The organism is Frigoribacterium sp. CFBP 13712, assembly GCF_014842255.1.
Taxonomy (GTDB): Bacteria; Actinomycetota; Actinomycetes; order Actinomycetales; family Microbacteriaceae; genus Frigoribacterium.
Genome location: NZ_JACYVH010000009.1, coordinates 33,981 through 48,452 on the forward strand (window position 1 = coordinate 33,981; position 14,472 = coordinate 48,452).

General features: G+C 73.0%; 14 protein-coding genes. 3 read left to right on the forward strand and 11 right to left on the reverse strand.

Annotated features, from left to right (window positions below):
* Positions 1 to 2: 2 nt before the first annotated feature.
* The 4 genes from IFT51_RS13230 to IFT51_RS13245 all read right to left on the reverse strand — a co-directional run bounded on the left by IFT51_RS13230 (position 3) and on the right by IFT51_RS13245 (position 4,135).
* Entirely contained in the window at positions 3 to 1,235 is a 1,233-nt protein-coding gene (locus tag IFT51_RS13230) for a hypothetical protein (RefSeq protein ID WP_192061560.1), read from the reverse strand.
* On the reverse strand, positions 1,232 to 2,371 hold the full coding sequence (locus tag IFT51_RS13235) for a glycosyltransferase (protein ID WP_192061561.1): 1,140 nt from the start codon (positions 2,369 to 2,371) through the stop codon (positions 1,232 to 1,234). Before IFT51_RS13235 ends, IFT51_RS13230 begins: the two co-directional genes overlap by 4 nt.
* Before the next feature lie 8 nt (positions 2,372 to 2,379).
* On the reverse strand, positions 2,380 to 3,636 hold the full coding sequence (locus IFT51_RS13240) for a nucleotide sugar dehydrogenase (RefSeq protein WP_192061562.1): 1,257 nt from the start codon (positions 3,634 to 3,636) through the stop codon (positions 2,380 to 2,382).
* 91 nt (positions 3,637 to 3,727) lie between these two features.
* The gene (locus IFT51_RS13245; protein WP_192061563.1) at positions 3,728 to 4,135 is read right to left on the reverse strand and encodes a DUF3151 domain-containing protein; all 408 of its coding nucleotides are present in this window, start codon (positions 4,133 to 4,135) and stop codon (positions 3,728 to 3,730) included.
* A gap of 100 nt (positions 4,136 to 4,235) precedes the next feature.
* Between IFT51_RS13245 and IFT51_RS13250 the strand changes: the two genes are divergently transcribed.
* On the forward strand, positions 4,236 to 6,293 hold the full coding sequence (locus IFT51_RS13250) for a glycosyltransferase (protein ID WP_192061564.1): 2,058 nt from the start codon (positions 4,236 to 4,238) through the stop codon (positions 6,291 to 6,293).
* Here the strand turns inward: IFT51_RS13250 and IFT51_RS13255 are convergent.
* Positions 6,259 to 6,912, reverse strand: a complete 654-nt coding sequence (locus IFT51_RS13255) for an RNA methyltransferase (RefSeq protein ID WP_192061565.1) — start codon at positions 6,910 to 6,912, stop codon at positions 6,259 to 6,261. The two genes, IFT51_RS13250 and IFT51_RS13255, sit on opposite strands and share 35 nt — an antisense overlap.
* 116 nt (positions 6,913 to 7,028) lie before the next feature.
* On the opposite strand from IFT51_RS13255, the gene IFT51_RS13260 reads away from it, so the two are divergent.
* Positions 7,029 to 7,841 (forward strand): HAD-IIA family hydrolase, encoded by an 813-nt coding sequence (locus IFT51_RS13260; protein ID WP_192061566.1) that lies wholly within the window; start codon positions 7,029 to 7,031, stop codon positions 7,839 to 7,841.
* 28 nt (positions 7,842 to 7,869) lie between these two features.
* On the opposite strand, the gene IFT51_RS13265 is transcribed toward IFT51_RS13260, so the two are convergent.
* The 5 genes from IFT51_RS13265 to pyrE all read right to left on the reverse strand — a co-directional run bounded on the left by IFT51_RS13265 (position 7,870) and on the right by pyrE (position 12,488).
* Positions 7,870 to 8,907 carry a ketoacyl-ACP synthase III gene (locus IFT51_RS13265; protein WP_192061567.1) on the reverse strand — a complete coding sequence of 346 codons (1,038 nt, stop codon included), beginning with the start codon at positions 8,905 to 8,907 and terminating at the stop codon, positions 7,870 to 7,872.
* Positions 8,904 to 9,575 carry a NeuD/PglB/VioB family sugar acetyltransferase gene (locus tag IFT51_RS13270; protein WP_192061568.1) on the reverse strand — a complete coding sequence of 224 codons (672 nt, stop codon included), beginning with the start codon at positions 9,573 to 9,575 and terminating at the stop codon, positions 8,904 to 8,906. The genes IFT51_RS13265 and IFT51_RS13270 overlap by 4 nt, the downstream gene beginning before the upstream one ends.
* Positions 9,572 to 9,799 (reverse strand): acyl carrier protein, encoded by a 228-nt coding sequence (locus IFT51_RS13275; RefSeq protein WP_192061569.1) that lies wholly within the window; start codon positions 9,797 to 9,799, stop codon positions 9,572 to 9,574. Before IFT51_RS13275 ends, IFT51_RS13270 begins: the two co-directional genes overlap by 4 nt.
* Positions 9,800 to 9,924: 125 nt before the next feature.
* Positions 9,925 to 11,940 (reverse strand): hypothetical protein, encoded by a 2,016-nt coding sequence (locus IFT51_RS13280; RefSeq protein WP_192061570.1) that lies wholly within the window; start codon positions 11,938 to 11,940, stop codon positions 9,925 to 9,927.
* Complete coding sequence (gene pyrE, locus IFT51_RS13285; RefSeq protein WP_192061571.1) at positions 11,937 to 12,488, reverse strand: orotate phosphoribosyltransferase; 552 nt, start codon at positions 12,486 to 12,488, stop codon at positions 11,937 to 11,939. Before pyrE ends, IFT51_RS13280 begins: the two co-directional genes overlap by 4 nt.
* A gap of 109 nt (positions 12,489 to 12,597) precedes the next feature.
* Here pyrE and IFT51_RS13290 point away from each other — a divergent pair, with 109 nt between their 5' ends.
* Positions 12,598 to 13,434, forward strand: a complete 837-nt coding sequence (locus tag IFT51_RS13290) for an exodeoxyribonuclease III (protein ID WP_192061572.1) — start codon at positions 12,598 to 12,600, stop codon at positions 13,432 to 13,434.
* A 93-nt stretch (positions 13,435 to 13,527) separates the two neighbouring features.
* Here IFT51_RS13290 and IFT51_RS13295 read toward each other — a convergent pair whose 3' ends face one another.
* The gene (locus IFT51_RS13295; RefSeq protein ID WP_192061573.1) at positions 13,528 to 14,448 is read right to left on the reverse strand and encodes an AEC family transporter; all 921 of its coding nucleotides are present in this window, start codon (positions 14,446 to 14,448) and stop codon (positions 13,528 to 13,530) included.
* Between the last annotated feature and the right edge of the window lie 24 nt (positions 14,449 to 14,472).

Consider the following 14,472-nt stretch of genomic DNA (forward strand, 5'->3'; position numbering starts at 1 on the left):
GCTCACGCGACAGCCCCCGAGGAGGCGCGGTGCGCGTGGACGAGGAGGGGCACCACCACCGCCGCCTGCACCACGATCGCCACGGCCTCGGCCGCGGCGAGACCCGCGAGGGCGCCGGTCGCGCCGCCGACCGCCCCGCCCCACAGCACGCCCGTCACGCCGACCACGGCGGCGGCCGTCGCCGCGGTCGTCGTCGTGCGGACCGCGTCGAGCGTCACGAGGGCGAGCCCGAACGCCCTCGACTGGCAGGTCAGGGCGACGAGCAGCGCCGTCGCGACGACCGCCGACCCCTCGACCGTGACGGCACCCGTGAAGACGACCGCCACGACGGGCGGCATGGCCGTCAGCACCGCGACGGCCGACGCCACGGCCAGGCCGGCGTTGAGGACGAGCGACGCGACCGTGCGGCGCGCGGCCACCGTCTCGTCGGGCGAGCCGACCCAGACCTGGAGTCGCTGGGGCACGACCGCGACGATGCCGAGCCCGGCGCGGGCCAGCCGGTCGACGGCGGCGAAGGCGGCCACGGAGCCGGGCGCGACTGCCTGCAGCAGCGCGGCCGGCAGGGTCTTGTACAGCGCGGTGACACCCCGCCCGGCGGTCACCACGAGCTGCCCGCGGACGATCGACGGCACGGCCAGCAGACGCTCGCGGGCCGGTGCGACCCGGACGCCCGCCGCCCGCGCGGTGGCGACCAGCGTGACCATCACGGCGAGCAGCGAGGCGAGGCCGTACGCCTCGAGCGGTCCGCCGAGGGCGATGACCCCGGCGGCCGCCAGGGCGAGGACGACCCGCGGCAGGGCCTCGCAGAGCAGCGTCAGCCCCGGTCGGCCGAGACCCACGAAGAGCCAGGTCGGGCTGAGCGCACCACCGGCGACGCCGAGGGTCAGCAGCACCGCCGCCCCGTGGTGCTCGTCGACGAGCAGCGTCACGGTGACGACCGCGACGGGGGCGAGGACGGCGAGCGCGACGAGGCGAGAGGCGAGGGCGTCGTGGTGGATCTCGGCGTGCCTCTGCGGATCGCGCGCGACGCGCTGCGGGCCGACGACCACCCAGCCGAGCTCGGCGACCACGGCGACAGCGGCCCCGACGGACAGGGCGACGGCGCAGACCGCCCAGCCTTCGGCCCCGAAACGCGTCGTCACGGCCGGCACGACGGCGAACGGGGCGAGTGCGACGACGACGGGCGAGGCGCCGTAGAGCAGCAGGGTCGTCAGGTGCCCGACGAGGCGCCTCACCGTCCGACGCCCGGGACGCCCCGGTGCGCCCGCTCGCCGAGGTGCGCGCCGAAGTGGGCGTCGAGTCGAGCGAACCCGCGTGCGACGAGGGCCTCGAGCGCCGGTGCGATCGGTGCGGCTCGCTCGTCCGAAGCGATCGCCGAGGCTGCGACGGCGCCGGTGCCGCTCGGGCGCCCGCGCCTCTCGGCCACGTCGATCAACGCGGCGGCCAGGGAGGCGGCGTCGCCCGGCTCGGTCTGGACGAGCAGCGGCCCCACCACCGCCTGCAGCTCGTCGAGCGCCGCGCTGCGCTGCGTGACGACCGTCCGCCCGCAGGCGAGGCCCTGCCAGACCTTGTTGGCGACGACCGAGAGCGCCTTGGGCGAATCGCCGAAGACGCCGAGCACCACGTCGCTCCGCCCGATCAGGGCGGGGAGCTCGCTCTCGGCGACGGGGTCGACGAACCGGCAGGAGGCGCGGAGACCGTTCCGCTCGACGAGCCGGCGGATGCCGTCGCGGCGGGGTCCTCCCCCGACGAGCATCAGCTCGACCGGGCGTCGCCGCCGCACGAGGGCGAGCGCCTCGACGACCCTCTCGGTGCCGTGCAGGGGGATGTAGTTGCCGTAGTAGAGCACCCGGAGGACATCCGAGGGCGGGGGCGGCGGCAGATCACGGGCCCAGGCGGGGGCCCCGACGGGGAGGGCGACGACGGGGGTCGACCCGGCCGCGGGGCGGAGCGCCTCGGCGCGGGGCTCCGTGTCGATGAGGACCACGTCGGCGAGCCGGACGGCGAGCCGATCGAGCAGCCGCAGCCGCAGCGCCCGTGCCGATCTCGGCGGGACGACCCCCCAGTCGAGCACCGCCGTCTCGTGCAGCCCGATGAAGCGGTCGACCACGAGGCGGGCGCCCCGTGCTCTCGCCACCAGCCAGGCCCACGGCGCATGAGTCGTCCGCATCTCGGCCAGCACCACGACGTCGGCGTCACGGGAGCCCTGCCAGAGACCCCGGGCGTCGGCGAGCGCCCGGGTGAGGCGCGAGCCGTGCCGCCGGCGGGCGACGACGGTGATCTGCGCACCGAATCGATCGGCCAGGTAGGCGCGGATGCGCGCGTTGCGGGGGTACGCGACGTCGTGGACGCCGTAGTAGAGGACTCTCACGGCCCGCCTCAGAGGGCGACGACGTGGTCGCCCGTCAGCACGTGGCGGGTGTCGAAGGTGGGCACGCCGTGCAGGAGCGACAGGTCGACGCCGTCGTGATCGGTGACGACGACGGCGGCGTCGACCTCGGCCACCACGTCGCGGACGAGATCGACCCGGCGGATGCCCGCGGGCCAGTAGCGCTCGTGCACGTGCGGGTCGACGGCGACGACCTCGGCGCCCTGCTGCAGCAGGGACTGGGCGATCTTCAGCGCCGGCGCCTCGCGCACGTCGCCGGAGTTCTTCTTGTAGGCCAGACCCACGAGCAGCACGCGCGACCCGCGGACCGATCGAGAGCAGTCGTTGAGCATCGATTGGACCCGCTCGACGACGTGGTCGGGCATGTGCTCGTTGACGTCGTTCGCCAGATCGACGAACCGGAACGGCTGACCCAGCTGGCGACGCACCTGCCACGACAGGTAGCTCGGGTCGATCGGCAGGCAGTGCCCGCCGACGCCCGGGCCGGGGGTGAAGCGCATGAAGCCGAACGGCTTCGTGGAGGCCGCGTCGATGGCCTCCCACACGTCGACGCCGAGGCGGTGGGCGAACACGGCGAGCTCGTTGACCAGCGCGACGTTGACGTGGCGGAAGGTGTTCTCGAGGAGCTTCGTCAGCTCGGCTTCGCGGGTGCCCGAGACCGGGACCGTGCGGAGGACGAGGTCGTCGTAGAACCGCGTGACGGCCGCCAGCGAGGCGGCGTCGATGCCCGAGACCACCTTGGGGGTCTCGACGAAGCCCCACTTGCGATTGCCCGGGTCGATGCGCTCGGGGCTGTACCCGACGTGGAAGTCCCGCCCGGCGCGGAGCCCGGAGCCGTGCTCGAGGAGGGGCACCACGAGCTCCTCCGTCGTGCCCGGGTACGTCGTCGACTCGAGGATGACGGTGGCGCCGTGCCGCAGTCGCCCCGACAACGACCTCGAGGCGCTCTCGACGAACGAGAGATCGGGCAGCCCGTCTCGGAGCGGCGTCGGGACGGTGATGACCGCGACGTCGAAGGCCTCGCCGATCTCGTCGTAGTCGGCGGTGACCCGGTAGCGACCCGAGTCGGAGGCCGCCCGCAGGGCCTCGTCGGTGACGTCGTCGACGTACGACGAACCCGCCAGGAGACCGCCGATGCGATCCAGGTCGAGATCGACGCCGACCACCCGGTACCCGACCTCGACCGCCCGCATGGCCAAGGGCAACCCGACGTACCCCTGCCCGACGACCACGACTGTGCTGCTCATGTCAACGCCCCTCTCGACGCCCCCTCGTGGGGAGTCTGGGACGATCTAAGCACAGACGATATAGCAACCGAAGAATATTACATGGGGCTGTTCATGACTCGATGCCGTCGACGGCCGCCGGGTCGGCGTCGTGCAGGAAGGTCGCGAGGCGCTCGACCTCGGAGGTCTCGCCGATGGCCGCCGCGCCCCGACGCAGCGCGTAGAGGGAGCGGAGCACCCCGCGGTTGGGCTCGTGACTCCACGGGACGGGCCCCTGACCGCGCCAGCCGGCGCCGCGGAGGGCGTCGAGTCCGCGGTGGTAGCCGACCCGTGCGTAGGCGTAGGCCTCGAGATGGGCCCCTCGCGCCTCCGTCTCGTCCGACAGGAGAGCCCAGGCCAGTGACGACCGAGGATGCGCGGCCGCCACCTCGGCGCGGCTCATGGTCTCGAGGGCGGCCAGCACCTCGGGCTCGGCGGGCAGGAGCGTCTCGGGCACACCGAGGAGGTTCTGAGAGGGCATGCGGATCAGGTTATCCGGCGACGGGGCTGATCGCCTGACCCTTCCGATCAGCAGTATTTCATGTAAAGTATCTCATGTTTGCCGATCCGACTGGAGAATGATGTCCGAGCCCCACGAGCCCCTCGTATCCGTCGTCATCCCCGCCATCGCCGTCGACGACCATCTGCTCCAAGCGGTCTCGTCGGCGCTCGGCCAGACGTGGTCGCGGCTCGAGGTCGTCGTGGTGCTCGACGGGGCGACGGGGGACGAGAGCGACCTGCCGGTCGACCCGCGCCTCCTCGTGGTCCGCCTCGAGCGACGGAGCGGGACGCCCGTCGCCCTGAACACGGGGATCGCCGCATCGCACGGCGAGTTCGTCGCCCGCCTCGACGCGGACGACCTGGCCGAGCCCCAGCGCATCGCGCGGCAGATGTCGGTCTTCGCGTCGCGACCCGAGCTCGTGGCCCTCGGGTCGTCCGTCACGGTCGTCGACGCCGACGGGGCACCCCTCCGGCACCTCGTCGCCCCCACCGGGCCCGATCTCCGACGCTTGCTGCTCACGCGGAACGCCCTGACGCACTCGGCCACGACCTACCGCCGCTCGGCGTTCGACCTCGTCGGCGGCTACGACACGCGCTGCACGCGCATGCAGGACTACGACCTGTGGCTCCGCCTTGCGACCGTCGGCCCGATCGACAACGTGCCCGAGGCGCTCATCTCCTACCGCGTGCACGACGGGCAGCACAGTCGGCGGACTCCGCCGTGGGGCCCGGCGACCCGCAGCGTGCTCGCCGGCCGACGCCGACTGGCGGCCGCGCTCGGCTCGCCGCCGGCGGCCCAGCGGGCCCGCGACGCGGTGTGGATCGCCGCCCAGTTCGTGCGTCACGTGGGCCTCCGCCGCCCCCGGTACCTCCCCTCCCGGCTGACGCGGGGTCCGCGCCGGGGCGTGCTGCTCGTCACGACCGCCGACGGCAGCCTCGACGTGCTCTACGCGGGTCAGCTGCGGCGCTGGATCGCGCGAGGTGTCGGCCCGCTCGCGGTCGCCTCCGCCGACACGGGCCGTCTGGCGGCGGTCGGGCGCCGGGAGCGCGTGGCGACGCACGCGCTCCCCCTCGTCCGCGAGCCGGCTCCCGTCGACGACGTGAAGGCGCTCGGGGCGGCGACGAGGCTGCTGCTGCGTCTTCGCCCTGCCGTCGTGGTCTACGGGACTCCCAAGGCCTCGCTGGTCACGGCCCTGGCGGCGACGATCGCTCGGGTGCCCCGACGGGTCCACGTGCTGCACGGGCTGCGGCTCGAGACCCAGACGGGTCTCCCCCGTCGCATCAGCCTTCTCGCGGAGCGCCTCGTGGCCGTGCTGTCGACCGAGACGGTGGCGGTGAGCCGCCCCCTCGTCGACGTCTGCCGCGAGCTCGGCATCCCGACCGGCCGCACGACCGTGCTGGGCCACGGCTCGGTGGGCGGCGTCGACGTCGAGCGCTTCGAGGCGGCGGGTCGCGACCCCGAGCGGCGGCGCACCGTCCGGTCGGCGCACGGCCTGGACGACGACGACCTCGTCGTGGGCTTCGTCGGGCGGGCCTCCGTCGACAAGGGACTCGTCGAGCTCGTCTCGGCGGTCGACCGGCTCCGCCGGGAGGGCCTCGCCGCGCACCTCGTGATCGTGGGCCCCGACGAGGGCCTGGCCGACCTCCCGCCCGAGACCCGTCGGCTGCTCGGCCAGGAGGGGTTCGCCCTGCACGGTCCCGTCGACCACGCGTCCGAGGTGCTGGCCGCGTTCGACGCGTTCTGCCTCCCCTCGCACCGCGAGGGGCTGGGCTCGGTCGTGCTCGAGGCGAGCTGCGCCGGGGTGCCCGTCGTCGTGAGCGACGCCCCGGCCCTCGCCGAGGTCGTGAGAGACGGCGTCACCGGGCTCGTCGTCCCCCGACGGGACGACGTCGCGCTCGCGGACGCCCTCCGCACCGTCCTGACCGATCGTCGAGTCGCCTCGGCCCTCGCCACGGCCGCCGCAGCCTCGGTGGCCGAGCGCTTCGATCACCGTGACGTCTGGGATCGGGCCGCCGAGCACCTCCTCGGGCACCTCAGTGCGGCGGGCGCCGCGGGCGCTGCGGACCCAGCGAGCGCCGCGGACCCAGCGAGCGCAGCGGGCGTCAGAACCGGTGCCGACGCACCCACGCGTGCATGACCACGGCGGCCGCCGCCGACGCGTTGATGCTGCGGGTCGAGCCGAACTGCGAGATCTCGAGCACGGCGTCGGAGGCCGCGATGGCCTCGTCGCTGAGACCCGGGCCCTCCTGACCGAAGAGCAGCACGCAGCGCTCGGGCAGGTCGAACGTCTCGATGGGCACCGATCCCTCGACGTTGTCGACCGCCAGGACGGGCAGCCCGGCCTCCCGCGACCACGCCAGGAAGGACGCGACGTCGGGGTGGTGCAGCACGTGCTGGTAGCGGTCGGTGACCATCGCCCCGCGCTTGTTCCACCGCCGCCGACCGACGATGTGGACGGTGTCGGCGGCGAAGGCGTTCGCGCTCCGCACGATCGACCCGATGTTCATGTCGTGCTGCCAGTTCTCGATGGCCACGTGGAAGGGATGGCGGTGCTCGTCGAGATCGGCGACGATCGCCTCCATCGTCCAGTACCGGTACCGGTCGATCACGTTGCGGGAGTCGCCGTCGCGGAGCAGCTCGACGTCGTAGCGTTCGTCGACGGGCCAGTCGGACTCGCCGCCCGGCCAGGGCCCCACGCCGTGCAGGGGCTGCAGGGCATCGGCCGGCGTCGGGTCGGAGGCGTCGTCCTGGGGCATCAGGCCAGGGTACGGGTGTCCGCGTCGAGGAGGCGCGCCTCCTGAGCTCCGGGAACGTCGCGTCGTGAGGGCGAGGACGAGGGCGGGAGCCGGGGGCACCTCAGTAAGGTGGCCGCATGGCTACCCGCGACGAAGTCGAATGCTGGCTCACCGACATGGACGGCGTGCTCGTGCACGAGAACCATGCTCTGCCGGGGGCGGCCGCACTGATCCAGCAGTGGCAGGACGAGGGCACCCCGTACCTGGTGCTGACGAACAACTCGATCTTCACACCGCGCGACCTCGCGGCCCGGCTGCGGGCCTCGGGGCTCGACGTGCCCGAGGAGCGCATCTGGACGTCCGCGCTCGCGACCGCCGACTTCTGCCGCTCGCAGATGCCGAACGGCTCGGCGTTCGTGATCGGCGAGGCCGGCATGACCACGGCGATGCACGAGGCCGGGTTCATCATGACCGAGACCGCCCCCGACTACGTCGTCGTGGGCGAGACGCGCAACTACTCGTTCGACGCCATCACCAAGGCCGTGCGACTGATCCGCAGCGGCTCGCGCTTCATCGTGACGAACCCCGACGCGACCGGACCGAGCGCCGAGGGGGTGCTGCCCGCCACAGGGGCCATCGCGGCGATGATCCAGGCGGCGACGGGCAAGTCGCCGTACGTGGTCGGCAAGCCTAACCCGATGATGTTCCGGTCGGCCATGAACCGCATCGGCGCGCACAGCGAGAACACGGCGATGATCGGCGACCGGATGGACACCGACATCATGGCGGGCATCGAGGCCGGCCTGCACACCATCCTCGTGATGACCGGCATCAGCGATCAGGCCGAGATCGAGCGGTACCCCTTCAGGCCGAACGAGATCCTGACCGGAGTGCACGAGCTCGTGCGGGCCGAGCCGGTCGAATCCGACGTCGTCCCGTCGGAGTTCTGACCCTCTGCTCGGCCCGCTCGACGGCGGATCAGAGGTCGACGACCACCGCCGCCCAGGACAGGCCGACGCCGAACCCGACGAACACGGCCTTCTGCCCGCGGGACACCTGCCCGCTCGCCAGCCCGGCTTCGAGCGCCAGGGGGATGGACGACGACGTCGTGTTGCCCACGTCGTGCATCGCGACGACGAACCGGGTCGGATCGATGCCGAGCTTCTTGCGCAGGGTCTCGAGCATGAAGGCGTTCGCCTGATGCAGGACGAACACGTCGATGTCGTCCATCGTGACGCCGGCCAGCTCGAGTGAGCGGTCGACGACCTCCGGGACCACCCGCAGCGAGAACGTGAACACCTCGGCGCCGTTCATGTACAGATCGCGACCCGACGGCACCAGGCCGCGGGCCTCGGGCAGCGACTTCGGAGCGAGCACCGACGGGTCGGCGAACCCGCCACCGGGGACGATCAGGTGCTCCACCCCCGACCCGTCGGTGCCGTAGGCGAAACCGGTGAGGGCCGGCGCCTCCGCCGACGCCGTCACGAGGGAGGCGCTGGCGCCGTCGCCGAAGAGCGACCGCAGCTGCCGATCGGCCGGGTTGATGAAGCGCGAGATCGTGTCGACGGTCACGAGCAGGATCGTCCGGGCCTGCCCCGACTCGATCAGGCCCTTCGCGACCCCGAGGGCGTAGACGTAGCCCGAGCAGCCCACGGTGAGGTCGAGCGCGCCCACATGGTTCCGGAGACCGAGCCGGTGCTGCACGAGGGAGGAGGTCGACGGCATGGTGAAATCGGGGCTCTGCGTGCAGAGGAGCAGGAAGTCGACGTCGTCGCGATCGACGCCGTGCTCGCGGAAGAGACGCTCGGCCGCGCCGACGGCCAGGTCGGACGAGGTCTCGCCGTCGACCACGTGGCGGCTGACGATGCCCGTCTTCGCCGCGAGGCGGTCGATGTTCTCGGGGGCGAATTCGCGGTTCAGCTCGTCGTTGTCGACGACCCGCGGGGGGACGAACGACGCGACCGGCCCGAGGGCGGCGTAGCGGAAGGGAGCCGAGGAGGCGCGGGTCGTGCTCATCGCGCCGCCCCCGGGAGCATCACGGCCGGCACCCCGAAGACCGTCGACCCGGGGCGGACCCGGCGGAGGACGACGCTGCCGGCGCCGACGCGGGCCGAGGCGCCGACCTCGACGCCCGGGCGCAGGATGGCGCCCGTGGCGACGAACGCCCGGTCGCCGACCGTCACCCCGCCGAGCAGGGCGGCCCCGCCGCTGACGGTGGCGACGTCGCCGACGACGACGTCGTGACCCAGGGCGGCGGACGTCTGGAGCCAGACGTGCGCCCCGACCGTCACATCGGTCGAGACCACGACGAACGGATAGACGACCGACCCCTCGCCGATGCTCGACCCCGGGAGGAGGACGGCGGTGTCGTGGACGAAGGTCGCGTAGACGACCCCGGCGGCGTCGAGCCGCTCGACCACGGACGCCCGCGACCGCGGCTCGCCGATCGCGCACAGCACGAGGTCGGAGGAGTCGGGGACGTACGCGTCGATCGTGGAGACGACGGGTGCCGGAGACCCGGGTCGTTCGCCGGAGTCGTCGATGAAGACGACCTCGTCGATGCGCTGGTCGGCGAGGAACCTCGGCGACGACCGCACCATGGCGAGCAGCTCGCGACCGGCCCCGCCGGCGCCGACGAGGACGAGGCGACGACGCGTCTCGACGGGATCGAGACCCCCGGTCACGCGAGAACGGGTGCGGTCAGGGCCTGGACGTCGGCCAGTGTGACGCAACGAGCCAGCGCCTCGGCGTCGACGACGACACCGCACGCGGAGTCGGCCTCGGCGATGAACATCGCGTTGGAGAGGGAGTCCCAGCCGATGTCGGAGAGGCGGTCGGTCAGTGCCACGGAGCCGGGCTCGGCGTCGACGAGATCGGCGGCGAGGGTGAGCAGGTCGGTGTCGTTCATGTGTCCTCACGGGGTCGAGGAGCACGGCTGTGCCCCGACCATCATGCTACCCGTGGTACATGTATTTCACAATATCAATCCTCACTTTCCGTGAGGCGCACCGGTCGGCCCGGAGGGCGGCCGGTTCAGAGCAGGGCCGAGACCACCGCCTCGGGTCGCATCATCGCGTCCGACGCGACGGCGGCCAGCACCGCCGGGCCGCCGGTGGAGGCCGCCTCGGGTGCGGCGAAGGCCGATCCGACGAGGAGGAACAGGACCAGCAGGGCGAGCACGACGACGACACCGGCCGCCACCCCCAGCAGGATCTTGCGTTCGCGAGGCCACGTCTCGATGCCGCCACCCGAGGAGGTGCGGCGCGGCCGGGTCTCGTCACCGCGCCTCCTCGGACCGGGCTCGTCGATCGGAGCCGACGACCCGGATGGGGCGGAGAAGCCGGCGAAGGGGTCGGACTCGGGCTCCGGCGCCGCCGAACCGCGACGTCTCGGCCCGGGCTCGTCGTCGTCGCCGAACAACGGGACGAAGGGCGCGTCGGACGGCGTCGACCGTGCCCGGCGAGGCAGGACCGAGGTCGCGGCGTCGTCGGCGGGCTCGTCGTCGACGACGTCGTGCTGCCCACGCTCGGAGGGGTCGTGGGCGCCTCGCCTCGCAGCGGACTCCGAGTCGTCGGAATCGACGGGGTCGACTTCGTCGGAGAGCGACCACGAACCGGCAGGCAGGGTCTCGGCGGAGTCCGGTTCGGCGACGGGCTGGCGGACGATGCCGAGGATCTCGGTGAACGTCGGTTCGTACTCGTCGTCGCGGTCGGAGGGCGACGGATCGCCTGCGGCGTCGCGCGGAGCCGGTTCGGGCGCAGTCGCCGCGGGCGCCACGGCCGGCGGGGGCAGCTGACCCGCCGCCTCGGCGAGACGTCGCTCGCGGCGCGTCATCTCGTGGTGCTCCTCCACCCACCAGGGGTCGGCCGACGAGGCGGCGGCCGGCGTCGTCGCGCCGACGGGGGCCGCGTCGGAGTCGCGGCCGGGGGTCTGGACGGACTCGGGACGGGATGCGGGCTCGGGCTCGGGCTCGGGCTCGGGTGTGGGATCGCGTGCGGGCTCGGGCTCGGGCTCGGGTGTGGGATCGCGTGCGGGCTCGGGCTCGGGTGCAGGTTCGGCCTCGGCCTCGGCCTCGGGTGCAGGCTCGGCCGCGGGCTCAGGCTCAGGTGCCGCCTCGGCCTCAGGCTCCGGCGGAGTGCCGGAGGGGGCCTCGGACACCGGCAGCGCCCGGGTCTCGTTCAGAGGTGCGGGCTCGGGTGGATCGACGACGGGAGGGGCGTGGTCGACGACCCGCTCCTCCTCGGGGCGGTCGTCGGCGGGGAGGGTGAAGGCCCGGGTCTCGACGTCGGAGGTCACGATGTCGTGCGCCTGCGTCGGCGGCAGGTCGTCTTCGAGGTGCGGCTCGGGCACCGGCTCAGGCTCAGGCCCCGGCTCGGGCTCGGGCTCGGGCTCGGAGGGCAGCGCGCTCCAGTCGAAGGTGCGCGGCTCGGCGGCGAGGTCGGAAGCAGTCGGAGTCGTGAGGATCGCGGTGAACGGGCCCGGCTCGTCCGTGGACGGAGAGCGCGGAGGATCGGCAGGAGCCGAGGGGGCCGGCGACGATGCGGGCGCGGGGGTCTCGTGCGGGGGCTGCTGCTCGCGAGACGGAACCGCGGGGGCCTCGCGCTCGTCGGCCGCAGCCTCAGAGGCGTCGGACGGAGGTTCGGTCGGGGTCGGCTCGGCCGAGGCGGCCCGGCGCAGCGCCGCGAGATCGAGCGCCATGGGGTGCCCGGAGCTGCGCGAGACGGTCGACTCGTCGGTCGGCGCCGGGGGGACGGGCAGGGACGGTGCGCGGCGCGGCACGACGGGGACCACCGGGACGGACGCGGCGACGGCGCTGGGCGACGAGGGCTCGGGGTCAGTCGCAGGGGTGGGGGACATCGCAGGCCGGATCTGCAGCTCGGGCTCTGACGGCTCCGTCACCGGCGCTGCCGCCGCCTCCGGAACGGGTTCGGGCTGCTCGGTGTCGTCGGGCTCGGGCTCGGGCTCGGGGCCACCGAACTGCGCGGCGAGCCAGTCGGCGGAGTCGCGCTCGGCGTCGTCGGCGTCGCGACCGGTGGCCTCGTCGGTCACGGCCGCAACCCGAGATCGTCGAGATCGATGGCGGCGAGATACGGGTAGCCGGCGGCCTCGATGACCTCGCGAGCGCCGGTGCTGCGGTCGACGACGACGGCCACGGCGGCGATCTCCGCGCCGACGGCCTCGAGCGCCTTCGCGGCCGCGAGCGGCGAGCCCCCGGTCGTCGACGTGTCTTCGAGCACGACGACCCGCTTCCCGGCGAGCTCGGGGCCCTCGACCTGCTTGCCCCGCCCGTGGTCTTTGGGCTCTTTGCGGACCACGAACGCGTCGTAGTCCTTGCCGAGGGCGACACCCTGGTGCAGCACGGCGGCGGCGATCGGGTCGGCGCCCATGGTCAGACCGCCGACGGCGAAGACGTCGGGGACCTCGTCGATGAGGTCGACCATGACCCGGCCGATCAGCGGAGCGACCCGGTGGTCGAGGCTGACCTTGCGGAGGTCGATGTAGTAGGTCGCCTTCTTGCCGCTCGTCAGAGTGAAGTCGCCGTGGAAGACGGCTTCGGAGCCGATGAAGTCGATGAGCTGTGTGCGTGCGTCGGTCACGCGCCCAATGGTACGGCAGACCCCTCCACAGGCACCGGCTCGGCCTCCTGGCGACCACGGGGGCGGCGGCACGGGACCGGCACCACGCCTCCCCGGTAGCGTGGTCGGCATGCGAGTCGCCACCTGGAACGTCAACTCCGTCCGCGCCCGAGTGGGCCGTGTCGTCGACTGGCTGGTGCGTGAGGACATCGACGTCGTCGGCCTGCAGGAGATCAAGTGCAAGCCCGAGCAGTTCCCGTTCGACGCGTTCCGCGAGGCGGGCTACGAGGTCGAGCTGCACGGCCTCAGCCAGTGGAACGGCGTGGCCTTCGCCAGCCGCCTGCCGATGGACGACGTCGAGATCACCTTCCCCTCGCAGCCCGGCTTCGCGAAGGGCCAGGAGGGCCCCGATCAGCCGAAGGAGGCCCGCGCCATCGGCGTCACCGTCGAGGGCGTCCGACTCTGGAGCCTCTACGTGCCCAACGGCCGCGAGCTCGGCGACCCCCATTACGACTACAAGCTCGACTGGCTGGCGAAGCTCGCCGCCGAGACCCGGGCATGGCTCGCCGAGAAGCCCGATCTGCCCCTGGCCCTGATGGGCGACTGGAACGTCGCGCCTCTCGACGCCGACGTCTGGGACATGTCGGTCTTCGAGGGCAGCACGCACGTCAGCGCTCCGGAACGCGAGGCCTTCGCCCGGTTCGAGCAGGTCGGCCTCACCGACGTCGTCCGCCCGCGGATCCCCGAGGGCTACACCTACTGGGACTACAAGCAGCTCCGGTTCCCGAAGAACGAGGGCATGCGGATCGACTTCATCATGGGCTCGAGCGCGTTCGCCGACCTCGTGACCTCGGCCGCCATCCACCGCGACGAGCGGAAGGGCGACGCCCCGAGCGACCACGTGCCCGTCGTGGTCGACCTCGACCTCGACACCGAGCTGGACGACGATCGGCCGATGATCTTCTGATCGGGGGCGCAGCCCGACTCCGGGACGCGGGGCCGGGCTACGCGGGACGCGGGCCGGGCACCGCGGGGCCGGGCGACGCGGATCGGGCGCGTGTTACGCGAGCAGCGCCGCGATGACGACGAGCACCGGCACCGCGACGATGGTCGTGACGAGCACCGTGTCGCGGGCGACGACCACCCCCGTCCGATAGCGCTGCGCGTAGTTGAAGACGTTCTGCGCCGACGGCAGCCCGGCCAGCACGACCGCCACGAACAGCTCGTGCCCCTCGAAGCCGAAGACGAACGCACCCAGCAGCCACGCGACGAGCGGCATCACGCCTAGCTTCAGCACGGTCGCGAGCACGACGTCGGCGCGACCCTCGCGGGCCTGCAGCGGTCGGGACCCGACGAGCGACATGCCGAACGAGATCAGCACCACGGGCACCGCGGCGCCTCCGACGAGCACGAACGGCTGCATCACGGCCTCGGGGATCTCGAACCCGGTCACGGCGACGACGACGCCGAGGGCCGACCCGATCAGCAGCGGGTTCGTGAACGGCCGCGCGATCGTCCGGCCGAGGCTGCTGCCGCGATTGGTGGCGGTGTCCATGACGGCGAGCACGATCGGCGTGAGCACCAGCAGCTGGAACAGCAGGACGGGCGCGACGAACGTGGCGCTGCCCAGCACGTAGGTGGCGACGGGCAGGCCGATGTTGTTCGCGTTCACGTACGCGCCTCCCATCGTCCCGATGGCGGTCTCGGCCGCCGACCTCTTCAGCACGAGCTTCAGCACCAGCACCGAGATCACGGCCGCGACGAGCGACGCGGCGGCGCTGACCACCAGGAGGCGCGAGAACAGCAGATGGACGTCGGCCTGCGAGATCGTGGTGAACAGCAGGCAGGGCGTCAGCACGAAGAAGACCATGCGCGACAGCACGTGGTGCCCCTGCGGCCCGAGGAGGTCGATGCGGCCGACGACGTAGCCGACGGCGATCACCGCCCCGATGATCCCGAACCCGATCAGCACTCCGCCCATGCACCCATCTTGGTGCAGACGGCA